The organism is Enterococcus malodoratus ATCC 43197 (genome assembly GCF_000407185.1).
Lineage (GTDB): Bacteria > Bacillota > Bacilli > Lactobacillales > Enterococcaceae > Enterococcus_A > Enterococcus_A malodoratus.
The window spans coordinates 165,284-190,426 of record NZ_KE136483.1; the positions used below are offsets into that span (position 1 = coordinate 165,284).

Below are 25,143 nucleotides of genomic sequence, written 5' to 3' on the forward strand. Positions count from 1 at the left end.
CATACCTTGATTATGAGCTAGATCAACTTATCATTTAAGGTTAGTAAAATCGTACACATACGAAAATTGGCATTTACAAATTATCCTGAGACATCCTTTTTTCCAAACAGTCCTCGGTTCTATCTGCAATTATATTTTTTGTACTTTTTCTTTTCTTCAACAGCGTTGCGAAAATCAAGGTGAGAGATTCTGCTATTAAAAGTGGTAGCCAAATTAGTTTGATACCAAATAATGCTGGGAGAGTAAAAATCAATAAACAATTGAGTACGATCCCACGACTGCAGGAAATCCAGAAAGCCTGTCCCGATTTTCTGATAGAAAGAAAATAAGTGATATAGATAATATTGATTGCCGCAGGAATGTAAGCTAGCCCGTACCATTTTAGTGCGGTATAAGCCAAAGGAATCAATGTATTATCAGTGATGAATAGTTTTAGCGCGTAGGGACCAATCAAAACATAGATACTGTAAAGCAACGTTGAAAGAATCAAGTTGATAAGTAAACCTGCTCGAAAATAGTAATTGACCTTGTGAGTTTCTCTACGCCCAAAGCTTGTTCCAATCAACGGCTGCAAACCTTGTGAGATTCCAAAGAAGACACCTAGCATAATGACCATCATGTAAGTTACACCAGCAAAGGCAGTCAATCCAGACTCGCCTAAATAGTGGAGTATAACCAAGTTATAGCAAAAGATCGTCATCGGCTGGCTGATCTGAATGACAAATTCTGGCAATCCGCAAACAATGACTTCGCGACACTGTTTAACATTTACAGAGAAACGCTCAATTCGCAGTATGCCTTTTTTACGCAGAAAGTGGAACGCTAAGACGAGACAAGATAGTAATTGTCCCAATCCAGAGGCAATGGCTGCTCCTTTGATCCCCATTTGGAGCGGAAAGATAAATAGCCAATCTAAAAAAATATTACTCAATGCCCCAACGATCATTCCCCAAAAAGCGAGTTCAGGACTGCCATCATTTCTGACAAAAGCATTCCCTAAAATGGATGCGGTAAAAAAATCGAAAATAGGCTGTACCATTTAATATAGGTAGCCGTCTGTCCCAGCAGCAATTCTGTTGCCCCAAACAAACGGGCGATCTGAGTTGAGGCAAAGAAACCGACCCCTGTTATGAATAGTCCAGCAATAATCACTAACAGTGTACTTGTCAAAAAAACTTGATTTGCTCTCTTTGTATCTTCTTTTCCTTTATAGATTGCCATAGCGGTCGCTCCGCCGATAGCTAGCATAGATGCTATCCCCGTCATAATTTGAGTAAAAGGCATGGCCAGATTCACCGAAGCTAGGGCGCTAGGACCGACACCTTGTCCGACAAACATCCCATCCACCATGTTGTAGGTAAAGGATACGATCATCGCGCTGACTGATGGCAGCACATAACGTAAAATCTGTTTATTATTTTCTTTGTTCCCCAACATATTATTTTCTCCTCTATCTGTATTGACACGATTTTCCTATCAGTATATACTGTATAACAATTATACAGTCAAGAGGAGTTGGGAAAATTGGAAAAAGAATTGCTCAAAATCAGCGAGTTTTCCAAGCTTTCTGGTATATCAAGAAAATTGCTGATTTTTTATGATAATCATGGATTGTTGCACCCCCATGCGACCGATCAAACCAATGGCTATCGTTACTATTCTTATCGTCAGATCGATACGGCCAGTGTGATCGTTTCTTTGCGAGAAGCAGGCATGTCATTGTCTGATATCAAAAATTATTTAAGTAAAAAATCGCCGGAAATGCTAATCAGTACTTTGGGGAAACAGGAAGAGATGCTTGAACAGCAAATCAGCAAACTTCATCAAATTCAAGAGATGATTCAATCACGTATTCAACAAACACAAAAAGGGTTAGAAAGTGGAAAGCCATCAATCAAAGTGGACGATCAAAAAGAAGAAAATATTTTTCTTGGGCCACATTTGCCGGCTGATTACGATCTGACCGATGGATGGACGCATTTACCCGATTTTTATGCCAAATGTCAGGCAGAGAATATTCAATTAGGTTATACAGTTGGGACACTTGTATCTAAGAAAAATATATTGAATCAGCGTTGGGATAAGCCTAGCCATTACTATTATCGTCTTTCTCATAAGAATTATCCGCTTTATCACGTAAAGCCAGCAGGGAAATATGTTGTTGGAACAATCTATGCAGACTACGGGGAGACTGACGAGCTTTACCAAAAACTGCTTCAATATATTGAGCAGAACAATCTTGAAATCATAGGAAATGCTTATGAGGAGTACTTAATCGATGAAATCGCTGAAAAGAACAGTGCAGACTATTTGTTACAAATTGCCATTCAGATTATTAATTAGCGCGAGTGAATATTAGTGAGGATGATATATTAAAACAATTAAAAATTATAAAAAAGGGAACTTTATCATACACAATCATCTTTTGCATTACAAGGGAAATTATTGAGTAACTAATCGCGAAAAATATTACAGGTGTTATAAAACTCTTTATATAAAGAAACAAGCAATGCCTGAACTGCTTAGAATCATTCTATATTAGTATATTAACCCAGTTTAGAATAAGTATCATTTTAAGTTATAAAAAGAACTATTTCTGTAGATTCGGATGTCATTTTCAGCTACTTTAACAAGTTAAACATTTAACAGAGGGTCAAAAGTGCTGTATCGTAATATGTGTAGAATAACTCGTGTTACTTAAAAAATGAAATTGCAGAAAGGTGTATGTAAAATGATTAAATTGTATACTTCCGCTAGTTGTACCTCATGTAGAAAAGCCAAAGCTTGGTTGAAAGAAAATGGACTAGCTTTTGAAGAAAGAAATATTATGTCTGAACCTTTAACAAAAGAAGAAATCATCGAGATCCTTTCCCTGACTGAAACAGGCACGGATGAAATTATTTCCACACGTTCAAAGGTTTATGAAAAGTTAGCGATTGATTTTGAGGAATTATCGTTGAATGAGTTGGTCGACATAATCGCGGAATATCCAAGCCTGCTAAGACGTCCGCTTGTTTTTGACGAGACTAGATTTCAAGTTGGTTATAATGAAGATGAGATTCATCAATTTATCCTGCGTGAAGTTCGCAGAGTCACTTCAAAGAAAATGGCCAGAGTCTTACTTTATTTAGATTTACAAAAAGAAAGTCTTGCATAGAGACATAATTATAGATAAATCCCCATCCTGTTCTTTTGTTAGGTAAGAACAGGATGGGGATTATTTTTTATGTTTGACGAATCAAATAATCGAAGGCTCCAAGAGCAGCTGTTGCACCAGATCCCATGGAAATGATGATTTGCTTGTAAGCACTGTCGGTACAGTCGCCTGCAGCAAAAATACCCTCAACATTCGTTGCGCCATGTTTGTCTACTAGAATTTCACCGCGATCAGTCAAATTGACTGTATCAGATAACCATTCAGTATTCGGCATTAAACCGATCAAAATGAAAACACCCTCGACATTCAGCGTATGTTCTTCATTTGTTAAGCGATCCGTGTAAGTCAATGCTTCTACATGGGAAGAACCAGTAATTTCCTTTGTTGCGGCATTGGTGATCACTGTAACGTTTGACAATGAATAAAGTTTTTCTTGCAGAACTTGATCGGCTTTCAACTCTGGTAAAAATTCTAAAACATAGATATGTTTCGCCAAGCCGGCCAAATCAATGGCAGCTTCAATACCAGAGTTCCCGCCGCCGATTACTACAACCTCTTTGTCCTTAAATAATGGGCCATCACAATGCGGGCAATAAGCGATTCCTTTATTTTTGAATTCTTTTTCGCCCGGAACATTGATCGCACGCCAACGTGCACCAGTAGAAAGGATCGCAGTTTTGGCTTTAAGTTGTGCACCATTTTCCAACTCAACTTCAATCAAATCATTTTTTTGAATCGATTTTGCTCGCTGTCCCTTCATGATGTCTACGTCATATTGCTTCACGTGTTCTTCAACTTGCCGCATCAATTGTGGACCTTCCACATAAGGCGTACCGATCACATTTTCGATACCTAAAGTTTCTAAAACTTGCCCGCCAAAGGTTTCCACGACCATACCAGTCTTAATGCCTTTGCGTGCGGCGTAGATGGCTGAGCTAGCCCCTGCAGGACCGCCGCCAATTACTAATACATCGAATGTTTCTTTATCAACAAACTCATCTGCACTTAGTGGTCCACTGACTTTTTCGATGATTTGCTCGATCGTCATGCGACCGCTGTCGAATTCTTCATCATTCAAGAAAACTGTCGGTACAGCCATGATTTCTTTTTCATCGATTTCGGCTTGATACATCCCGCCTTCGATCATGGTGTGGGAAATTTTCGGATTAAGCACAGCCATGATATTTAAAGCTTGGACGACATCAGGACAATTGTGACAGGTTAAGCTGACGTAGGTTTCAAAGATTAATGCACGATCAATGGATTGAATCTGTTGAATCATACTATCTTCGATCTTCGGTGCTCGTCCGCCAACTTGCAGTAAAGCGAGGATGAACGAAGTGAATTCATGTCCCATTGGCAAGCCGGCAAAAATGATTCCGCTGGCTTCAGATCCTTTTTGATTGATCTCAAAGCTTGGAGTACGTTTCAACTTTTTGGCCTCGATAGAAATTTTACCATCCATCTCTGCGACTTCAGTCAGAAAATCCTCGATCTTTTTAGAATCGTCGGATTCGTCTAAGCTTGCTGAGAAGACAATATCTGATTCCAATAAGGCTAAATATTGTTTGAGTTGTTCCTTTGTTTCGTTATCTAACATAAGCGCTCCTTGTTCTTGTTGAATGTATTTATCTTACCGGTAAAAAAATAAGCTCCATGCTTACACCAAATAAACCACTTATAGACTTGAGTAAAGTCCATTCTACTAATCTTGTTAAGACAAAATTAGTAGAATGGACAACAGGCAGACTTAAATCTTGCCGACTAAGTCAAAACTTGGTTTTAAGGTTTCGCCGTCTTCTTTCCATTTTGCTGGGCAAACTTCACCCGGATGTGTGCGAACATATTGCGCTGCACGAATTTTATCAATCAAACTGCTGGCATCACGTCCGATACCATCTGCATTGATTTCCATCGCTTGTACAATACCATCAGGATCGATGATAAAAGTTCCGCGTTGAGCTAAACCAGCTTCTTCATCTAATACATCAAAGATGCGAGAGATATGATGTGAAGGATCGCCGATCATTGTATAGTTGATCTTACCAATCGCATCTGAGGTATCGTGCCATGCTTTGTGAGTAAAGTGAGTATCGGTCGAGCAAGAATAAACCTCAACACCTAATTCTTGTAATTTTTCATATTGGTCTTGTAAATCCTCTAATTCGGTCGGACAAACAAAGGTAAAATCAGCTGGATAAAAACAAACCACAGACCACTTGCCTTGTAACGCTTCTTCAGAAACCTCGATAAATTTTCCTTGACGGTAACCTTGTGCGTGAAATGCTTCAACTTGTTTTCCAATTAATGACATGAATGAACCCTCCTGATTAAGATTGAGAATGTTTTCTCGTAATTGATAAAAGGAAATCTGAAAAATCTCAGATTAATGACCCTTTATTTAAAATAATTATAAACAGAAACTCATTCCATTGTAAATGGTTTTTTGGTAGAATGTTGAAACTATTTCTCCTAAAAAGCCCAAAAAAATGTAAAAAAAAGAATTTGCATTGACTAGACAGCTCGTTGAACAATTATCTGGAAATTTAGAAAAGCGATTGCAATAGTGATTAACAGCCTTCATAATTGATAAAAAGGAAAGCGGGTGAGGAAATGAAGCGGGTACTTTATTTTCTTTCGTTGGTAATTTTTGGACTGTTTGTAGGGGGAGCAGTTCATGCAGAAAATATTTATGTGGAAGATCATGCGAATGTGCTGTCTTCAGAGACGAAAGAGGAAATATTTCAATATAATCAAAAGTATAAGGAACTAGAATCGCGTCCGCAGTTGGCTGTTGTTACTCTTGAAGAATTGCCAGCCGATCAGTCAATCGAAACCTATGCGAACGAAAAGTTCCGCGCACTAGGGGTTGGCGATGAGGAGCATGATTCAGGCGTGATGTATGTAATCGCGGTGAAGGATCGTAAACAGCGAATCGAAGTTGGATATGGTTTAGAAGAAACCATTCCTGATTCTTTAGCAATGGATCTTATGACTGAAAAGTCCAAAGATCATTTCCGAGAAGAAAACTATGATGCAGGAGTAGCTATTGTAGCAGCCAACATTAATGAGGTCTTATTAGGAAATAAAAAGGTGGAGGATTTTAAGCCGGGACTGTTTACCAGATTGTTCTCGGGATTGACGCTCTGGGAAATTATCACGCAGCGTTTGGGTCCGGCGATTTTTGTGCTGGTAGCTATTTATGCTTTTGTTGAGCCGCCGATAGTGAAATTGCTTATTTATCGAAAAGCTAGAAAAGAGTTTGCGGCAGAACTAAAGAAGCGATTAGAAACCGCCGATCCCCAATATCAACGCTACTCGACTGGAAAGATTATTCGCTGTAATGAACCGCCAGTCGAGACGGCGAAACAAGCTATCAAAAAACGATATGGAAAACTAAAACGAAAGCGGCCGCTTTACTTTGATTTTACGTATGCTTTTGGCACCTTGACACTATGGGGGCTGCTTTGGAAGAAACAGAAAGATATGAAGCAATATTCGGTGTATTACCATCATAGAGATACGTGGACCAGCAGTGGTTCTAGCAGCAGCGACTCAGGAGGAAGTGACTCTTGGGGCGGCGGCAGCTCTGGTGGCGGCGGTGCAAGTTCAGATTGGTAAAACTGTTGAGGAGTGTCCCTCAGCAGTTTTTTTTGTATTCCTGAAGCCAACAAATATTTAATCAAAAAATGACAATAATATTGGTATAAATCCATAAATTCTTACTTCTTATATTATTCTTCTTTTTATTGATGATTCTGAGAGCTATTATTTGTAACGCCGATTGTAAAATTAAGCTAGACAACTAAAAAAGCCATTTGTGCTACACTCAAAATAGTTCTGACCAAAGAATTATAAGGAGTGAGTACAAATGACCTATACCCATCTTACAACGGATGAACTTGTAATGATAGAGTCTTATTTCAAAATAAATCAATCTGTTGCGAAAACTGCGCATTGCTTGAATCGTTCAAGACAAACGATCCATAAAGTATACCTATTCTTCAAGCAAGGAAAATCAGCCTTAGAATACTATCAACAGTATAAGAAAAACAAATCAAACTGTGGTAGACGCCCGCTTGTTTTACCCGAGGAACAATCAGAATATATTCAAAGAAAGGTTGTTCAAGGATGGACACCCGATGTGATTGTTGGTCGTGCAGCGTTTCCTATTCGTTGTTCTGCTCGTACCATTTATCGTATGTTCAAAAAGGGGCTATTTAATCCTTCTGACTTACCGATGAAAGGCAAGCGTAAACCGAATGGACATCAAGAAAGGCGTGGAAAACAAGCTTTCCGCCGCTCTATTCATGAACGTGAAAAAGATTATAGCCAATTCTCAAATGAGTTTGGTCACCTTGAAGGTGACACTATCGTAGGTCTGAAACATAAAAGTGCTGTAATTACCTTAGTTGAACGATTATCAAAAGTTATCATCACATTGAAACCGTGTGGTAGACAAGCGATTGATATTGAAAAAAAATTAAATCATTGGTTTGAATCTGTACCGAAAAATCTATTCAAATCCATCACTTTTGATTGTGGAAAGGAATTTTCAAATTGGAAACAAATCAGTAATGCCAATGATATTGCCATTTATTTCGCTGATCCAGGAACGCCGTCTCAAAGAGGCCTAAACGAGAATTCTAACGGATTGTTACGTAGAGATGGTTTATTGAAATCTATGGATTTCAATTCAGTAGATGAATCTTTTATTCAATCTGTCACATCTAAACGAAATAATATTCCTAGAAAATCACTGGATTATCGAACACCTTTGGAAGTATTTTTGAGTTACGTAAGTATTGATGATTTGTCTAACTTAATTTGACAATTAAGATAAAGAAAAAATAATCATAGGATAATGGGTAGGAAATTCATCCTGTTCGTTCAAAATTGAACAGGTTATGATTAGAAAACTCGAAAAGTAGGGATAGTATGAAGAGATGGGTAAGTACCGTTATGCTGCTCAGCTTGCTTGGAAGCTTTGCTGCGCCGATTGTTGCGACCGCCGTTGAAACGACAGAAAGTACTGCCAGTGGAGCAAGCGAGAGCACTACGATAAACTCATTATCCAGTGATCCGCAACAAACGGTGCCGACAGAATCGGCTCCAATACCAGAGAAAACAGAGGATACGAAAGAATCCGTTGAGATCAAAAATTCTTTACAGTTTGATAAGACAAGTGAATTTGTCGATAAAGATCTATCTAAAGATCAAACTGAATTGAATCTAGTTGGGACAGTTAATAGTTCAGTTGAAAATAATCAACCAGTTATATTTGAAATGACGAAACCATTTACGGTAAAGGACAATAAAGCTGACGAGAAAATCATTTTAAATGAAACGAATGAAACGATTGGCAAGTATACGGTTGATGCGACTGGTGAACGTACAAAATATACGTTGAATTTCAATAAGCTTGTAAAAGGCGATACTCGTTTCAAACTTATTCTATTAGGCACGATTACTCGTGGTCCCGATCAAACTGTTGATTTTTATCAAGCGGACCAAAAGCTGTTTCAATTAGCAGTGCCGAAACTCAAAGAGTCTGAAGAAAGCTCAAGCATATCGGAAAGCGAAACAACAGCTACGACAGATAGCGCTAAATCCAGTACAACAGACAATTCAAAAAAGACCACTGAGTCATCAAAAGAGAACGAACCAACTAAGAAAAAGAATGCAACCAAAGCAAAGGCAAATGAACAGAAAGCGCGTAGAGCTGCAGGCCCAATCGACGATTTGTTTACGCAATTTGCGCCAGGGGACAATTTTGTCAGTGACAGCAGTTTAGACTTTGATCCTGACCCGCCGACAATCAATTCGGTTATTGATTTCAAACTGAACTTTGTGATTCCAGAATCGGTCCGGACAGAGATGGTTCCTGGCGACTACTATGAAATGGACTTTCCGCAAGGATTAGCGATTGGCACGCCATCACCTAGTGGAAATCTAACTGATAACGATGGAACGATCTACGGAACCTATATTTTTGATGCGACGACGCAAAAATTGCGGATCACTTTTACTCAACAGGATGGCAAGGAATTTCTTCCGCCAGAGAATGGTTCCGTAACGGCCGATGTTCATTTTGATACAAAGAAAATTATGCAGCCTGGACAAACGAGCATCGTTTATCCGACTAAGACGAATATCCCACCTTTAACGATCAAAATTAAACCAACAGTTGGCTCATCTATCAGCAAAGCGGGACACACAGATACACCAAACAATCCAAATAAAGTTATTTGGAACGTGGATTTCAATAAAGATTTCTCTGAATTGACCAATCCATTATTAACGGAGCATTTTCCAGATCAAGTAACATTTAATAAAGAAGAAACAGGTGCAGTCACGATTTACCCATTAAATGTGGATTTCAATGGTAACGTGATTGATACAGGGCAAACACCGATTGATCCAAGTACTTACACTGTGGCTGATGATGGCTCGATCCAGTTCAATACACCGTTGGATAGTCCTTATCGAGTTGTGTACTCGACGACTATCAAGGATACGGCGAAACCAATAGATGGCGGAACCGTACCGATTACAAATAAGGTTGATTTAACGGCGGGAACGATTAACTTGAGTGCTTCAGCTACGGTTCAGCTAAATTACAAAAAGGCGCTAGAAAAAGTTCGGACTGGTTATGATAGTGTTGGGCAGGAGTACAACTGGTTGATTCGTTATAACTATGGTCAGAAACAACTGGCCGATGACAAAGTTATTTCCGATACTTACTCTACTAATATGGATGTTGAAGCAGACAGTTTTAATATCTATACCGTCAATTTTGATGGTAATGGCAATCCGGTTAACGGAGCTCCCATCAATTCAAATAATTACACGATTGATACTTCAACCAATCCGTTTACCGTGACCTTTAAGAATAATGTTCAAGCAGGTAAAGCAATCAATATCGCTTATAAGACGAAGGTGAACAAAATTGTCTCTGGCTCTTCAACCAATCAAGTAGCCGTGACCAATCAGGCGAAAACGAATAACTTGCCGCCAACGCCGCCTATTACCACAACCCCGGTTCAGCAAGTTGTAATTAAGAATAAGCCAACCGTGGACGTAGGAACAAAAACGGCTCATTACACCATTGATCTGAACAAAAATAAGTATCAAATGGATAATGCGCTATTTACTGACACGATGAGTTACACCGAGCAAGGTTATGCGAATGTCCCGTCAAAGGTTAAATTGCCCAAAGCCGATGAAGATGCAGGGGTCGTGATTCGTGACGTTTCAGACAATGATCGAATCTTAATCGGTGCGGTCCAATTAGTCGAATCTAATGGGGATATCTTGGGAACCATTGGTGATCCAGTTGCAGCAGATTATATTCTTTCGGTGAATCTGACTCCAGATCATGCAGGGTATAAGAATTTTACTGTGAAATTTCAAAACGCTTACGCGCAAACCAATCATCAATTTAAAATGGAGTACTATATAGGCTATAACCAATTTAGTCAAAATAAGCCGAATCCAAATACGAGTATCGATTATAAAAATACGATGGAAGCCAATTTCACGAATAATGGAAATCCTTATTCATCTTCAAGTTCAACTGATTTCAAAACCAGCACGCAAGAAGTGAACCAAGGGATGAAGTCAGGTAGTTATGATCCGAAAACAAAAGAGATTACGTGGACGATCATCGCCAACTACAATAATCTTGGTGCATCGGTGTTTGGCTTCAAAGATCCAATCACTGGGAATCAGGTTTATGAACCGGATTCATTAACTGTTACTCGCGGAAGTATCAATGCAAATGGGAATTTTCAAGCGACAACAGACACTAATTATAGTGGTAATCAAGTAGGCAAAGACTATCTAAAGGTGACTAATCCGCAACCAACTGGAGAGAACGCTCAGGGAACTTTGGAAATGGGAATTGGATCAGACAGCAATTATATTCCTGGATGGGATACAGTTGGTACGCCGATGGTCTTCCGCATTCAATTTAAAACATCTTTACGCGGAAAGCTGGTTTATGATCAATCAACGTATACCAATACGGCGACTACCACGGTAGAAGGAATTGAACAACGGCTGAGTGCCTCGGTGTCGATTGCCTTTGGCGGTAAATCGGCTGTAAAAACGGGAAATTACAATACTCAAACTGGATTTATCAATTGGCAGCTGGATATCAATCCTAACCAATCTTTGCTGTCTAATGTAAAAATCCAAGACACACCAAGTTCGAATCAAATACTGCAAGAGAGCTTCAAGTTATACACTGGAAAATACGCAGGCTCAGGAAATTCGACGACGGTTCAGCCTGATCAGCTAGTTCCTAGTGATCAGTACAAAGTAAATGTGACGACTGACCCAGCGACTGGACAGCAAAGCTTCACTGTGGATATGTCTGCTATAAAGGAAAAGCCAGATCCAAATAATGCAGGTCAGTACTTAACAGGAGTTATTGAAAAACCATATGTCTTGGTTTACGATACCGAGCCCAACTTTACTGCCAAAACAGAGACGGTTACAAACAGCGCGTCTATTTCCAGTGAAGGCAGAGAGCTGCCAGGAAAAGACACACAGAAGAACATCGCTGTAACTATCCAGGATTCGAGTGGAACGGCATTTGGAACCAAAGGAAAAATTACTGTTCAAAAAGTTGATGGCAATGGCAGCATCGTTTCAGGAGCCGTTTTAGAATTGCTGCGCAAAAATATTAAAACCAATAAGACTGACGTCCTTTATAAAACGACGACAGATAGTCAAGGATTGGCGACTTTCGGAAATCTGATCGCTACCAGTTCGACTTACGAGTATTACGTCAAAGAAATCGAGGCGCCAGATGGGTACACCATTTCGCCGGATCTGCTAGCAGGAAAGAAAGTTTCTGTAAGTACTAGTAATGATACACCAATCACGCAGATTGAAAATGAACCAGTGAAGGTGATTTTCCATAAGACCGATCGCAATGGGAAACCGCTAGAGGGTGGATTTTTTAATCTTTACCAAAATAACGGTACGGCTGATGCGCCAAATTATATTTTGTTAAGGGCCTTTGTGTCTAAGAAAGAAGGAGTCGATCTATCTGGTTTAGGGGATGGGCAGTATCGAATTCGAGAAGCAGCCTCACCGAAAATATACCAGATCAATCTGACGCCCATTGATTTTGAAGTAAAGAGAAACGCGGATAATTCACGCAACGTTTTTGTGAATGATGAAGTTGTTTCGGATGGGAAATTACAGTTGAAGGACTATCAAGGTTCTGCAATGCTGAAGAAATCAGATGAATCAGGTAAAAGTCTCGCCAGAGCAAAATTTAATTTACAACGGGCGGAGTATAATACGAATGATTATTATGATTATGGGATTCAAGATTCTTATGTAACAGATAGTAAAGGGCAATTGAAATTGACCGAACTGCCGCCTGGTAAATACAAGTTAAAGGAAAGCCAAGCGCCAGAAGGATACTATTTAAATAGTAGAGAATTTACTTTTGCAGTGGAACCAGTCACGACTGGGGATCAAGAACCGGCTACGATTCAGCTGAATGACGGAGATCCGTTGATTGATTACCAAGGCTCCGCACGCTTCAAGAAAGTCGATGGGCATGACTATAATAAAGGCAAAGAAACACCTTTAGCTGGTGCACGATTCCAATTGTATAAAGCTGATGGAAAGACCACAGTCGGGGACCCTATCACTTCAGGATCAGATGGCTACTTTACATTTGAGAATCTAACACCAGGAAGAGTTATGCGATCAAAGAAATTCAAGCCCCAAACGACTATTTGACAAACCAGCAGCTAGTCCGCTTTACAACACCTGTATCAAATAACCAAGAAGGCAGTTCAGTCACGATCGATGACGCGAGCCAAAAATTGGTCATAGACGAACAGACGCCTTTCAAAAACTATAAAGAAGGCGTCCGATTCCAAAAGCTTGATGCTAAAGGGCATGGTTTAGGCGGTGCAAAATATCAACTACTCATGCAGCAAAACGACCAGTGGCAGCCTATAACTAACGTGGATAATGGCGCAGGCAGCGATGGGCTTTTCACCTCAGATGAATTGAGCGGAAATGTGCAGGCCTTCGAATTATCGCCAGGCAGCTACAAATTTGTTGAAGCGCAAGCACCACAAGGATATCTGCTGAATACGAAGGAAATTCCTTTCAAAGTACAAGAACAAGCAGAGAGCGATCCGCCAGTACTTGATATTCCGATTACTGAGGATGCGAATGTAAATTATCAAGGTTCCGCACAGCTTACTAAGACAGATGGGGCTGGCAAGGCGCTGCAGGATGCAAAATTCAAAATCATTGATGCTCAAGGAAAAGATGTCGCGGGTAAGATGGCGACATCCGATGAAAAAGGACTTGTTCGTGTGACCGGACTAGCTCCTGGTAACTATCGTTTCGTGGAAACCGAGGCGCCTGATAAGGGCAAGGATGGTAAATACATTATGACTGGTGAGAATCTAGCATTCAGGATTCCAGCAGAAAACAGTGGCGAACCAGCAACTGTAAAAATAAAAGATTCTGTGGCAAACTATCGGGGGATGATCCGTCTGCATAAAGTTGGAAATGATCTTTCTGATAACTCCAAAGAGGTTGATTTAGCCGGAGCAGAATTTACGCTTTATACAAAAGCAGATTTTAGTGATTCAACTCCTGTGAAAGTCACTTCGAATGCAAAAGGCAATGTGTCATTCGCAGATTTAGCACCGGGAACGTATTATGTGAAGGAAACCAAGGCGCCAAACGGGTATTTGGTCAATACATTCCCGTTAACATTTGTCATTCCTGATCGCGTACCAGCGACGATGCCAATGACGGATGGACAAAACCATTCAAATAAAATCGAAGACGGTACGTATGTTGTTGACGCCGGCGATTTCCAAAATGCTCGAAAAGAAATTGAGCTGAAGAAAACAGATGGTGAATCGAAGAAGATTGGTAATCTAGACTTGTCACAAGTCAAGTTTGCTTTGTACCTTGATGATGGGTCAACAGACGGCAAGCTTATCAAAGATGACTTAAGTCCAGAAACTACCAATGGGACGATCGAGCTAAGTAATCTAGCGTTAGAAGATGGCAGCTATAAATTAGTCGAAACACAAACCTCTGCGAACTACGTGCTTAGCAATCAACCAATTTATTTCGTAGTAAATAATCAACAAGCCATTGGAATGACGATTGATTTGGCAAACTATCAAGCTTCTATTAAAGGAAGAAAAGTTAGTGGTGATAAAGAACTTGCCGGAGCTGAGTACGAACTATTCAAGTCAGGTGATCTGAATCAATCAATTGAAACCACCGATAAAGATGGTAAGAAACAAACTACTATTAAAACAGGTAAAAATGGCGAATTCTTTGCTAAAGGCTTAAGTGCTGGAGACTATATCTTAAAAGAAACCAAGGCACCAAAAGGATATATTTTAGATACCACCGAACACAAATTTACGATTTATCCGCAAAACGGGAAACCAGCAACTTTAAACCTAGGTGATTTTGAAAACTATCAAGGAAGTGTCGAACTGACCAAGATTGATACTGATAATTCCAATAAACGATTGGCAAATGCTGAATTCCAGCTATTCGATAGCAATCAAAAAGTCATGAAGGATCAGCTGAAAACCAATACTGATGGAAAGCTAGAAGTAACTGATCTGGCCCCTGGTAAGTATCATTTCAAAGAAACAAAAGCACCAGCAGGCTACCGATTGTCAGAGAAAACTATCGATTTTACGGTTTCCGCGAAATCGAATGGAAAACCTCGACTATTAGAAGTAACCGCTAAGAACAAAAGAGTACCAAACCAGCCGACTGAACCCAATAAGCCAAGTAGACCAAATACACCAAGTCAAGGGTTCTACCCAAAAACTGGTGAAGCGAAGGGACTTACTTTACTTGTTATTGGCGTGATCATTGTTCTTATAGTGGGCGGCATCGTCTATATCCGAAGAAGAAAATAGACTGTCGTTAAAGGATTCTGGAGCAGTCAGGCTATCAAAAAGGTCGATAAAAAAAAGAATACGTGGAAAAAGGGTATGCTGTTGCATACCCTTTTTTTGGTCAATTTCTAATGTTAAATGATGAGGGAAGTTTTAAAAATGTTACAGCAAATAAAGATTTAAACCTTAATTTTGAAGTTTTGTTCACAAAAAAGAATCGGATATGGATAAAACCGATTCGGCACAATTTAATAAAAAAATTGGGTTCTTATTCAGACGAAAAAGCCTGTGTTTTAACAACAAAAAACGTTATTCTAATATCTTATGTGGCTGTTAAATAAAGGAATACAGTTTAAAATCAGTCGTAATTGATAGCGCAAACAAAGCAGAAAAATATTTTCAAATAATACTTTCAAAGATAGGGGAAATAGCTCTTTATAAGTGTGTTCTGAAAAAGCTTCATTTAAGTTATAAGCCCGTTATTTTATCAGTAAAAGTAGAAAGAATGTCTATTTCATGCAAATGCGGTGCCTAAAGTTTTAAAAATGTCGAAATGAAATTGAAATATGAAGGTTTCGTTTATTTGATAAGATCAGGGTTTTTTATAAAAAAATTGAATTGTGAATTTCATTGTTTTTTTTTGTAATAGAAAGTATACTAAATTCAGCAGAAAAAATGGATTTTTTTTTGCTGGAATTGTGACATGAATAACATAAAATAATTAGTAAGGGAGGTATGTAAATGAAGAAAATTGTAAGTGGGTTAATTGCACTCATCGCGGTGGTTTTGTTTGTTGGGCCTAGCGCTCATGCAGACGGTGCTGTATCTGCTGATGAACAAAGAATTTTGTCGGAGTTGGATAAAGGCGTAACTGTTGGCGGAAAGACGTTTAACATTGGTGCGGCAGAACGTGCACAAGCAGAAAATTTCTTGAAACAAAATGATGTTTCTGCTGATAAAGTGAACGATGTTGTTGCCCAAATTCAAAGCGCTCGTTCTTTAGTTGAAGCTTCTGGGCTTGATGTTTCAAACATCAATTCTATTGAAGCATTGATTAAAGCATTGCCATTGAACACCAAAAACCAACTGAAGGATATTATCACGAAAGCGGCTAATGTCCTAGGGCTGACAATCACCTTCTACCCTGGAGGCTATTCTATTACTCAGCCAGGTTCAGGTTCTGCTGGTTCAACTAGTGGTTCAACTAAACCAGCAAGCAGTACGGTTTACACATCAGGTGGTGCAGTAAAACAGACAGGCATTACACATTTGTCTAGTGCTATTTCTTTCGCAAGCTTATTACTTGTTGCAGCAGGTGCATTTGTAGTAGGACGTAAGAAACTTGCGTAAGGCTTCTAGGCTGAAGAGGGTTGGAGCGATTTTGATCGCTCCGATCATCTTTCTGATTTTTGGCTATTCTTTGATGTATGTGATAGGAAGACCTGTCATTCAATTTGTTACTTCTTCTATTCAGTTATTTTTACTGACAGATACTCCCGACTTTGAGGCGACGGAACAGACTTTTGAGGCTGTAGATAATAAAAAGATCGCGACGAATGAAAAGAACGAACTGCCATCGAGCAAGGTCAACTACCCGGTGGGAGGGGAGCTTTTCGGAAAAGTGAAGATAGAAAAACTGCAATTGGATGTTCCTTTATATTTTGGAGATACCGAAGAAATTTTACGTCAAGGCGCGGGTCAGTTTATGGGCTCGGTCTATCCAGGCGAACTTGGTACGTCGCTGATTGGCGGACATAACATCGATGATTTCGGAAAACTAGGTGCCGCCCAAGTTGGCGACACGATCGAAGTTCAGACGACGTATGGTAATTACACGTACCGTATTACACAGCTTGACGTAAGAAATAAAAAAGATAAAGAAATTGATGAAATGATCTATCAACGAAACGACCGACGAATCGTTCTTTATACGTGCTATCCATTAGATAGCTTAGGGTTAACAGACGATCGCCTGTTTGCCATCGGAGAACTTGTTTCGGGGCCGATTATTAATGGAAATGAATAGGAGGAAAGACAAAAATATGAAACAAGCGACACGAAATGTTCCACGGTGGATCTTAGCATTCATTGGGTCTTTACTCCTATTTGCAACGTTAGCATTAATCTGTATTCGCATGACTTTGTTTAATCAGAACTTTATGATCAAGCAAATTCATCAAACGGAATATGTAGAAACGATCCGGAAAGATATGACACAAAGCATTCAAGATTTAGGTCGGGGAAGTAATATTCCGCCAGAAGTCTTAGCGGATGTGGTCTCGGAAAAAACAGTTTCTGCGAATGTCGATAATTATATTCGAAGTATTTATCAAGAAGTTCCCTTTGAAATTCAAGGGGAAGATCAAGTAAAAGACAATATCATGAAGAACGTCACTCAATATGCGCAGCAGAAAAATATTGCGATCGACGAAACGACTCAAAATAATCTGAATAACCTAGCAGCTTCTGCTACGAAGAATTATTCAAGCTATATCGAGATCCCGTATTTATTGAGCTATGGGAAGAAAGTCATGGCTTTTAAATCCGCTTTAACATTGATTCTGATTATAGCTGGTGCGGCCTTTTTATTGGTCTTCGTTGGATTGTTGCTGATGGCAAAAATGAAGCATCAAAAGATTCGCTGGAGCAGTGTGACCTTTTTAGGCGGTGGATTGATGTTAGCTGTTTTACCAGCACTTATCTATTTCAGTGGAGTGATCGATCGTTTGGGCATTATGTCAGAAGGATTGTACCAATTTGTAACAGGGTATATCACGGCGTTTGATTTGAGTTTTGTTTTTGCGGGACTAGGGTTAACCGTCCTGGCACTTCTTTTGGTGCTCATTAGTGAGAGGATGCGCTCTAAAAAAATACATAACGTTCGTTAGTGAAGGGAAAAAAGATGGAAGAAACAATCAGCTTAGAAGAGTTATTTCAAGTTTTAAAAAAGAAAGCATTATTGATCCTGATGACAACAATCGCCGGGATCGGACTGGCTGCAGTGGTCACCTTTTTCTTAATTACGCCTAAATACGATTCAGCCGCACAGCTGATCGTGCAAAATACACAAGCAGAAGGGGCTAATACCAATCTGCAAAATGATATTAACGGAAATGTACTATTAATCAATACATACAAGGACATGATTAAAGGTGACGTCGTCATCGATGCGGTTCAAAAGCAATTGCAAAATGAGTATCAATACACCTACAGCAATGCTGAATTGAAGGACATGATCGAAGTGGAACAGGCACAGAATTCTCAAATGTTCCAGATCGTCGCAACTTCGCCAGAACCACGAAAAGCAGCAACGATCGCTAACGTTACGGCTACGACATTCCAAGAAAAGGCTGAAGACGTACTAGCGGTCAATAAAGTTACGATTACTTCAAAAGGGGTCGTTCCTTCCAAGGCAGTCTTCCCGAATAATAAGTTGAACCTGTTGATCGGTGCAGTCTTAGGTTTGATGATCGGTGTAGGTCTGGCTTTCTTAACCGAATTGTTGGACAAAACAGTCAAAGACGAGCGATTCATTATTGAAGCGCTGGAATTACCGATTCTTGGACAAGTCTCTGAGATCACTAAAAAAGAATTATATGAAAACCGCGGTGCGGCACCTGTTCCACCAGAGAAATCTAAAGAGACACGAGGAACACGGACAGTGCCAACTCGTAATCGAAAACGCGTGTAAGGGGAAAATGATAGATGGCGAAAAAGAAACAAGCAATTACACCGGTTGATTTGATCACAGCAATCAATCCTTTTTCAACCGCGGCAGAGCAATACCGAAAGATTCGGACAAATATTGAATTCTCTTCAGCAGACAAGAAGATCAAATCATTAGTTGTCACTTCCTCAGGTCCATCTGAAGGAAAGAAAACTACCGCATCAAATCTCGCGGTCGTTTTTGCCAATGCAGGCAGCCGAGTTGTTTTAGTGGATGCGGATTTGAGAAAACCGAATATCGCCTTGGGCTTCAAGGTTCCAAATGTGAATGGGCTGAGCAATTACCTAACCGAAGGGAACTCTGCTACAGGCAGTTTCTTATCTGAAAACGATGTGGAAAATGTCTATCTAACACAGGGGAATACTCAGATCGGCAGCCGTTTGATCGAAACGGATATCGAGAATCTGTACTTGATGCCAAGTGGACCAACGCCGCCGAATCCATCTGAACTGCTTAGTTCAAAACGGATGCAGGAACTGGTTGATACCTTGAGTGAATCCTTCGACTTAGTAATCTTTGATATGCCGCCGGTAGTTACAGTGACCGATGCGCAAATCATGTCATCATATGTTGACGGAACTATCTTGGTTGTTCGTGAACGGAAAACCAATAAGCAAGCGATTTTAGAAGCGAAAAAGCTATTGGATATGGTTAAAGCTAAAATTATCGGTGTCGTCTATAACGGTAAAAAGCAAGGGGAAGATTCCTACTATTATTATGGCACGGAAGGGAAGTAAGTGAGTACTAAATGATTGATCTGCATAGTCATATCTTACCTGGTGTCGACGATGGCGCTCAAACGTTAGAAGATAGCTTAGAGATGGCGCGAAAAGCGATCAGCCAAGGTATCACTCATCTGATGTGCACACCGCATCATAATAACGGGAAATACAACAATCCAGCAGACAAAATTATTCGAGATGTTGCGGCTTTGCAAAAGGAACTCGATCAGCGTGGACTAGATTTAACCTTACTCGAAGGGCAAGAAGTACGGCTCACCGAGTATCTCTTAACAGCGATTAAACGTGAGGAAATTCTATTTACAAATCTTGATAATACTTATTTGTTGATTGAGTTTCCCACAAATGAAATACCCATCTATGCGGAGCAGGTTTTCTATCATCTGCTTAGCCAAGGTCATGTACCTGTTATCGTACATCCAGAAAGAAATGCGGTCTTTCGCGAAGAACCCAATCGCTTGGTCTCATTTCTGGAGATGGGAACACTGACACAATTAACGGCACCGAGTATCGTGGGGATATTTGGCAGTGAGATTCAAAAGACAGCAAGACTAATGTTGGAACATCAAATGCTATACATGGTTGCTTCCGATGCCCACAATCTCCGTCATCGCACCTTTCTAATGAAAGAAGCTTATGAAGAAATTCAGAAAATTGGCGGAAGAGAAATGGTCGCAGCGATGCAGCAGATGGCAAAAGACTTAGTGAATGGGGATTCAGTAGTTAGGCCGATGTATCAAGCAATAAAATGAATGACGCTTCAAATTTTTTAATCAATAGTTTGTTGGGGGGATTAATTATGAAAAGCGAGAAAACCTTTGGGGACGTGAATAGTTTGAACAATAGAACATTTTCCAATCAAGGGGATTCCAAGGTGATTTGGTTAGATAAAGGGAAAATAGAAAATCAAAAAGGCTATGATTTGATCAAACGAATCATTGACCTCGTTTTAGGCTGCCTTGGGCTCGTGTTTATCTCTCCGATCATGCTGTGGGTTGCCTATAAAATACGTAAAGAAGATCCCAATGGTTCAGTAATCTTTGCGCAAAAACGTGTTGGCCGAAATGGAAAACTATTTACTATGTATAAATTTCGTTCAATGTGTTCAGATGCAGAAAAGCAATTAGATAGCCTACTTGATAAAAATGAAATCAAGGGTGCCATGTTCAAGATTCAGGAAGATCCTAGAGTGACCGAATTTGGTAAATTCATTCGTCGAACTAGTTTGGATGAACTCCCTCAACTGTTGAATGTCATTAAAGGTGATATGAGCTTGATTGGGCCACGACCACCATTGCAACGAGAAGTCGCTGAGTATACTCAGTATGATATGCAGCGTTTGTTGGTAAAACCAGGTTGTTCAGGGTTGTGGCAAGTTAGTGGACGGAATGATGTTCATTTTAAAGAGATGGTTGATTTTGATATTGATTATATTCAAAGACGTGGTATTCGGTACGATATTTCGTTGATTGTTAAAACGGTAAAAGTAATGATGAAGCCAGATGGGGCGTATTAAACTTAATAAAGTTAATGGAAGGATAATATGAGAATAGCAATTTTGGGAGCAGCAGGCTTTATTGGTACAAATTTATCATTATTTCTAATTGATAAAGGCATAGAATTGACACTTGTAGACAGAGATAGAAGTCTTTTTCAAAAACAGTTTTTAGATACCAAGAGTATTAAAATAATTGAATCCAATTTTGATTTGAAAACGGACTTTGACTTATTGTTGCGAAATCAAGACATAGTTTTTCATTTAATTAGCACGACCGTTCCGACTACTAGTAATCAGCATATATCAGAAGAATTAATGAGTAATGTAGTAACAACTTCAAAATTGCTGGAAAGCTGTGTGAAGACTAAGATAAAAAAATTTATATTTATGTCTTCTGGAGGAACAGTATATGGATCAGATTGTAATTGTCCAATAAAAGAAGAAGATAGTACTAATCCAATAACAGCATATGGCATCCAGAAACTTACCATTGAGAAACTTCTTTACTTATATAAAACGATGTATGGCTTAGATTATAAAGTAATTAGATTAGCAAATCCCTATGGACCCTATCAAAAACCTAATGGAGTTCTCGGTGCAGTAACAACGTTTACCTATCAAGCGATTAACGGAGAATGTATCAATTTGTATGGGGATGGGTCAGTGATAAGAGACTTCATTTATATTGACGATGCCATAAAAGGAATAATGAATATTGCTCTTGATTGTTCAAACGAACGTACGTTTAATTTGGGTAGTGGAAAAGGAACTAGCATGAAGGAGCTAATACAGAAAATTGATGATTCATTAAATCTAAAATTAGAAATCAAGTATCTACAAGAAAGAAAGGTCGATGTACCAGTTAATTTTTTAGATGTATCCAAATATGAAAACTTATATGGTCCTGTTCAAACAATCTCTTTAAAAGAAGGAATTGTTAAAACAGCAAAATATTTAGAAAATACAACAGGAAAGGTTTTATCTAAAAGTGAATGATAATAGTCCAATAAGAGTTGCAGTAGTAATGGGGAAATATGTTACAGGTGGAATAAAATCTGTGATTCTTAATTATTATAGTGCGATAGATAAAAAAAAAGTGCAGTTTGATTTAATTGTTGATAAAAATTCATCGGACGGTGATTATTATGAGTTTACTTCACAAGGCGCGAAAATATATGAAGTAACGTCAATACAAAAAAATCCGTTGAAAAATATTATTGAAACAAAAAAAATATTGAAAGTAAATAATTATAAGATTGTTCATGGCTACTTAAACACTTTAAATATTTTTCCAATGATTGCTGGATTTTTAGCTGGAACAAAAATCAGAATTGCCGAGAACTTAAGTACATCACATGCCAAAGAACCAAAGACAGTTTTTAAAAACCTACTAAAACCCTTTGGTAAGTTTTTTGCGACAAATTTAGCTGCTAATTCAAAATATGCTGCTGAATGGTTATTTGGAAAAGAAAAACTAAATGAGGTAGCAATTTTTAGAAATGGTCTTGATTTGGAAAAGTTTCATTATGATTCTGACATAAGAAAAAAAAGACGAAATGAACTAGATATAGCGAATGGTGAGTTTGTTATTGGACATATTGGACGATACCAATTCCAAAAGAACCATTCTTTTTTAATTGATATTTTCGAAGAAGTTCATAAACGAGATAGTGATTCTCTGTTACTTTTAATTGGTTACGGTGAGTTAAAGGATGAAATATGGAGAAAAATTAAAGAAAAAAATTTAGAGCCTTATATTATCGATGGTGGGGCTAATACTGAGAACGTTCCAAATTATAATGCTATGGATTGCTTTGTAATGCCTTCATATTACGAAGGATTGCCTGTTGTTGGTATAGAAGCACAGGCTACAGGGCTACCGTGTGTGTTTTCAACAGAAATTACTATTGAGACTGCTATAACGATTCCAATTACGTTTTTAACTCTAAGCGATGATTTAAGTACTTGGGCAGATCGCATACTATCTTATAAAGAAAATCCACGAAATAGTTCAAAAAATGAAATAACTGATCATGGATATAATATAAAGATTGAATCGGATGAGTTGTGCTTATATTATGAAAAATTGTTAAGATGAGCAATTTAATGTATTTATTAGTTTTCAATAGTCATGCTAATGCTGATGAAGAAGGTGATGTAAAGAAATGAAGGGGAAAAAAGTAGCAGTATTAATGTCAACTTATAATGGAGAAGATTTTGTAGAGGAACAAATTGCCTCAATATTGGCACAAGAAAAAGTAGCAGTGACTTTATTTATAAGAGACGATGGCTCAAAAGATCATACAGTAAGCATAATAAAAAAAATTGGAAGTCCTCATATAGAAAGAATTTATCAAGGTGAAAATTTAGGTTATGGAAAGAGTTTCTTTGAACTAGTAAAAAGTGTTCCGCAAAATTTCGATTACTATGCTTTTTCAGATCAAGATGACTATTGGCTACCAGAAAAACTTAATCAAGCAATTGAGAAATTAGAAGATATGAGTGAAGAACGAAAATTGTATTTTTCCAATCTTCAAGTGGTGGATAATGAATTGATTTTTATTAAGGAAAAAAATTTCGCTAATATGAAAATATCTTTAGGCAGTGCATTTGTAAGAAATCGTACAGCAGGGTGTACATATGTTTTTAATAGAAATTTGTTTAATTTGTGTAGGCTGTATCCTATTGATGGATTTTCAAAAATGGTTGAGCATGATGCGATCATATATAAGTTGTGTTTAGCTACTAATGGTGGGATTTATTATGATGAGAATTCATTTATTTTGTATAGGCAACATGAATATAATGTTACTGGGACAAATCAAGGAATAAAAAAGAGACTAAAGAAAGAACTTATAGATCAGTTTAAAAATGACTATAAAAAGAAGTTGATGCAAGAAACAGCAAGAATAATGTTAGGGTTTCTTAAGACAAAAGAAATTAAATCAGAGAGTCTGACTCTTCTAGAACAGATTTCTAAATATGATGAAAACTTTGTAAATAGATTATTTTTAATTTTCAATAAAGACATGAACAGTGGGGTTCGGTTATTCGATATTAAAAATAAATTTGAGATACTAATGAATATTTACTGAGTAAGGAGAACTATGAAATTTAGTGTGATAATACCAATTTATAATGTAGAAAACTATTTAGTTGAGTGCATTGAAAGTGTTGTAGGACAAGAATTCGATACTAAAAGATTTGAAGTACTATTAATTGATGATGGCTCCACAGATAATTCAGGAGATATATGTGACAAATACAGTTTGAGATTTCATCATACAAAAGTAATACATAAAGAAAACGGTGGGTTATCTGATGCAAGAAATGCTGGTATCATGGCTTCGAAAGGAGAGTATATAATTTTTTTAGATGGTGATGACACTCTTGGAGTTGATACACTAAATGTTTGTGATAAATTACTTTTAAATCACGATATTATAATTGGAAACCAGAGCAGGATAACGAAAAATGGTATAGAAAAGAAAGATTTCCCTGTTTCAGTTTTTGACAATAAAAAAGGCTTTGAAAAAATACTAGAAACTTTTGTTGTTGAATATGAAATAATACCTTGGGCGGCTTATCAGAGTGTTTACAAAGCTGAAGTACTAAAAAAAAATGAGATACTATTTAAAAAAGGACTAATAGGTGCAGAGGATTGTGATTTCTTCTTCAGATATATTAAACATATTGAAAGTTATTTGATCACAAATCATTCTTTTGTGAACTATTTAATGGTAAGACCAGATTCAATAATGAATAAAGTTAAGTTGGACTCTGTAATGGGACGCTTAGAAACATTTTCTGATCTGTTTTTCCAAAGTAAAAGTAGGATTATTCAAGAGTTCTTCTCTTTTAAGTTCTGTAATACAATTTTAGATTTTCCAAAGATACCTCTAGAAGACGATCGGTTAACTTGTATAAATTATGTAAAAAGAAATCAGAGTATTTTGGATTATTCAAAAAGAAAAAGTAAAAAATATTGTTTTGCCAATATTCTTTGGAGTTCATTTGGGTTTATTAAAGGATCCAATATAATCAATAATTTACTAAAAAAGAGTGGTGTTAAAGTTTAAATGACTTTTTATATAGTC

At 38.1% G+C, this 25,143-nt stretch carries 21 protein-coding genes; 17 read left to right on the forward strand and 4 right to left on the reverse strand.

Annotation, left to right across the window (positions count from 1 at the left end):
* Window positions 1–73: 73 nt before the first annotated feature.
* Entirely contained in the window at window positions 74–1,039 is a 966-nt protein-coding gene (locus I585_RS16255; RefSeq protein WP_010740950.1) for an MATE family efflux transporter, read from the reverse strand.
* A complete protein-coding gene (locus I585_RS22735; protein WP_010740949.1) occupies window positions 997–1,437 on the reverse strand; it encodes an MATE family efflux transporter in 441 nt (146 codons plus the stop codon). The genes I585_RS16255 and I585_RS22735 overlap by 43 nt, the downstream gene beginning before the upstream one ends.
* An 87-nt stretch (window positions 1,438–1,524) precedes the next feature.
* Here I585_RS22735 and I585_RS16260 point away from each other — a divergent pair, with 87 nt between their 5' ends.
* Together I585_RS16260 and spx are read left to right on the forward strand one after the other, a co-directional pair.
* On the forward strand, window positions 1,525–2,343 hold the full coding sequence (locus I585_RS16260; RefSeq protein WP_010740948.1) for a MerR family transcriptional regulator: 819 nt from the start codon (window positions 1,525–1,527) through the stop codon (window positions 2,341–2,343).
* 388 nt (window positions 2,344–2,731) lie between these two features.
* Window positions 2,732–3,157 carry a transcriptional regulator Spx gene (gene spx / locus I585_RS16265; RefSeq protein WP_010740947.1) on the forward strand — a complete coding sequence of 142 codons (426 nt, stop codon included), beginning with the start codon at window positions 2,732–2,734 and terminating at the stop codon, window positions 3,155–3,157.
* Window positions 3,158–3,224: 67 nt separating this feature from the next.
* Here spx and ahpF read toward each other — a convergent pair whose 3' ends face one another.
* Window positions 3,225–4,757 (reverse strand): alkyl hydroperoxide reductase subunit F, encoded by a 1,533-nt coding sequence (ahpF, locus tag I585_RS16270; RefSeq protein ID WP_010740946.1) that lies wholly within the window; start codon window positions 4,755–4,757, stop codon window positions 3,225–3,227.
* Window positions 4,758–4,907: 150 nt separating this feature from the next.
* A complete protein-coding gene (gene ahpC / locus I585_RS16275) occupies window positions 4,908–5,471 on the reverse strand; it encodes an alkyl hydroperoxide reductase subunit C (protein ID WP_010740945.1) in 564 nt (187 codons plus the stop codon).
* Between the two features lie 299 nt (window positions 5,472–5,770).
* Here ahpC and I585_RS16280 point away from each other — a divergent pair, with 299 nt between their 5' ends.
* The 15 genes from I585_RS16280 to I585_RS22745 all read left to right on the forward strand — a co-directional run bounded on the left by I585_RS16280 (window position 5,771) and on the right by I585_RS22745 (window position 25,125).
* Window positions 5,771–6,778 carry a TPM domain-containing protein gene (locus tag I585_RS16280; protein WP_010740944.1) on the forward strand — a complete coding sequence of 336 codons (1,008 nt, stop codon included), beginning with the start codon at window positions 5,771–5,773 and terminating at the stop codon, window positions 6,776–6,778.
* 250 nt (window positions 6,779–7,028) lie between these two features.
* Complete coding sequence (locus I585_RS16285) at window positions 7,029–7,988, forward strand: IS30 family transposase (RefSeq protein ID WP_002330482.1); 960 nt, start codon at window positions 7,029–7,031, stop codon at window positions 7,986–7,988.
* 107 nt (window positions 7,989–8,095) lie between these two features.
* Window positions 8,096–12,922: a SpaA isopeptide-forming pilin-related protein gene (locus I585_RS16290; RefSeq protein ID WP_010740943.1), complete on the forward strand. Its 4,827-nt coding sequence runs from the start codon at window positions 8,096–8,098 to the stop codon at window positions 12,920–12,922.
* Window positions 12,919–15,102, forward strand: a complete 2,184-nt coding sequence (locus I585_RS22740) for a SpaA isopeptide-forming pilin-related protein (RefSeq protein ID WP_010740942.1) — start codon at window positions 12,919–12,921, stop codon at window positions 15,100–15,102. Before I585_RS16290 ends, I585_RS22740 begins: the two co-directional genes overlap by 4 nt.
* A gap of 720 nt (window positions 15,103–15,822) precedes the next feature.
* Entirely contained in the window at window positions 15,823–16,431 is a 609-nt protein-coding gene (locus tag I585_RS16300; RefSeq protein WP_010740941.1) for a hypothetical protein, read from the forward strand.
* 28 nt (window positions 16,432–16,459) lie between these two features.
* On the forward strand, window positions 16,460–17,107 hold the full coding sequence (locus I585_RS16305) for a class D sortase (RefSeq protein WP_034709487.1): 648 nt from the start codon (window positions 16,460–16,462) through the stop codon (window positions 17,105–17,107).
* Window positions 17,108–17,123: 16 nt separating this feature from the next.
* Window positions 17,124–17,969 (forward strand): hypothetical protein, encoded by an 846-nt coding sequence (locus tag I585_RS16310; protein WP_010740939.1) that lies wholly within the window; start codon window positions 17,124–17,126, stop codon window positions 17,967–17,969.
* Between the two features lie 14 nt (window positions 17,970–17,983).
* Entirely contained in the window at window positions 17,984–18,772 is a 789-nt protein-coding gene (locus I585_RS16315; RefSeq protein ID WP_010740938.1) for a YveK family protein, read from the forward strand.
* Window positions 18,773–18,786: 14 nt separating this feature from the next.
* A complete protein-coding gene (locus I585_RS16320) occupies window positions 18,787–19,545 on the forward strand; it encodes a CpsD/CapB family tyrosine-protein kinase (protein WP_010740937.1) in 759 nt (252 codons plus the stop codon).
* An 11-nt stretch (window positions 19,546–19,556) separates the two neighbouring features.
* The gene (locus tag I585_RS16325; RefSeq protein WP_010740936.1) at window positions 19,557–20,300 is read left to right on the forward strand and encodes a tyrosine-protein phosphatase; all 744 of its coding nucleotides are present in this window, start codon (window positions 19,557–19,559) and stop codon (window positions 20,298–20,300) included.
* Between the two features lie 47 nt (window positions 20,301–20,347).
* Window positions 20,348–21,064, forward strand: a complete 717-nt coding sequence (locus I585_RS16330; RefSeq protein ID WP_034709347.1) for a sugar transferase — start codon at window positions 20,348–20,350, stop codon at window positions 21,062–21,064.
* A 27-nt stretch (window positions 21,065–21,091) separates the two neighbouring features.
* Window positions 21,092–22,042, forward strand: a complete 951-nt coding sequence (locus I585_RS16335) for an NAD-dependent epimerase/dehydratase family protein (RefSeq protein WP_010740934.1) — start codon at window positions 21,092–21,094, stop codon at window positions 22,040–22,042.
* A gap of 28 nt (window positions 22,043–22,070) precedes the next feature.
* Window positions 22,071–23,144, forward strand: coding sequence for a glycosyltransferase (locus I585_RS16340; RefSeq protein ID WP_010740933.1), 1,074 nt, complete (start codon window positions 22,071–22,073; stop codon window positions 23,142–23,144).
* A 67-nt stretch (window positions 23,145–23,211) separates the two neighbouring features.
* On the forward strand, window positions 23,212–24,141 hold the full coding sequence (locus I585_RS16345) for a glycosyltransferase family 2 protein (RefSeq protein WP_010740932.1): 930 nt from the start codon (window positions 23,212–23,214) through the stop codon (window positions 24,139–24,141).
* 12 nt (window positions 24,142–24,153) lie between these two features.
* On the forward strand, window positions 24,154–25,125 hold the full coding sequence (locus tag I585_RS22745; protein ID WP_010740931.1) for a glycosyltransferase family 2 protein: 972 nt from the start codon (window positions 24,154–24,156) through the stop codon (window positions 25,123–25,125).
* Window positions 25,126–25,143 lie beyond the last annotated feature (18 nt).

Coding starts and splice junctions, on each gene's coding strand:
- I585_RS16255 (WP_010740950.1), bottom strand. CDS start 1,039: ATGGTACAGCCTATTTTCGATTTTTTTACCGCATCCATTTTAGGGAAT.
- I585_RS22735 (WP_010740949.1), bottom strand. CDS start 1,437: ATGTTGGGGAACAAAGAAAATAATAAACAGATTTTACGTTATGTGCTG.
- spx (WP_010740947.1), top strand. CDS start 2,732: ATGATTAAATTGTATACTTCCGCTAGTTGTACCTCATGTAGAAAAGCC.
- ahpF (WP_010740946.1), bottom strand. CDS start 4,757: ATGTTAGATAACGAAACAAAGGAACAACTCAAACAATATTTAGCCTTA.
- ahpC (WP_010740945.1), bottom strand. CDS start 5,471: ATGTCATTAATTGGAAAACAAGTTGAAGCATTTCACGCACAAGGTTAC.
- I585_RS16280 (WP_010740944.1), top strand. CDS start 5,771: ATGAAGCGGGTACTTTATTTTCTTTCGTTGGTAATTTTTGGACTGTTT.
- I585_RS16285 (WP_002330482.1), top strand. CDS start 7,029: ATGACCTATACCCATCTTACAACGGATGAACTTGTAATGATAGAGTCT.
- I585_RS16290 (WP_010740943.1), top strand. CDS start 8,096: ATGAAGAGATGGGTAAGTACCGTTATGCTGCTCAGCTTGCTTGGAAGC.
- I585_RS16300 (WP_010740941.1), top strand. CDS start 15,823: ATGAAGAAAATTGTAAGTGGGTTAATTGCACTCATCGCGGTGGTTTTG.
- I585_RS16310 (WP_010740939.1), top strand. CDS start 17,124: ATGAAACAAGCGACACGAAATGTTCCACGGTGGATCTTAGCATTCATT.
- I585_RS16315 (WP_010740938.1), top strand. CDS start 17,984: ATGGAAGAAACAATCAGCTTAGAAGAGTTATTTCAAGTTTTAAAAAAG.
- I585_RS16320 (WP_010740937.1), top strand. CDS start 18,787: ATGGCGAAAAAGAAACAAGCAATTACACCGGTTGATTTGATCACAGCA.
- I585_RS16325 (WP_010740936.1), top strand. CDS start 19,557: ATGATTGATCTGCATAGTCATATCTTACCTGGTGTCGACGATGGCGCT.
- I585_RS16330 (WP_034709347.1), top strand. CDS start 20,348: ATGAAAAGCGAGAAAACCTTTGGGGACGTGAATAGTTTGAACAATAGA.
- I585_RS16335 (WP_010740934.1), top strand. CDS start 21,092: ATGAGAATAGCAATTTTGGGAGCAGCAGGCTTTATTGGTACAAATTTA.
- I585_RS16340 (WP_010740933.1), top strand. CDS start 22,071: ATGGGGAAATATGTTACAGGTGGAATAAAATCTGTGATTCTTAATTAT.
- I585_RS16345 (WP_010740932.1), top strand. CDS start 23,212: ATGAAGGGGAAAAAAGTAGCAGTATTAATGTCAACTTATAATGGAGAA.
- I585_RS22745 (WP_010740931.1), top strand. CDS start 24,154: ATGAAATTTAGTGTGATAATACCAATTTATAATGTAGAAAACTATTTA.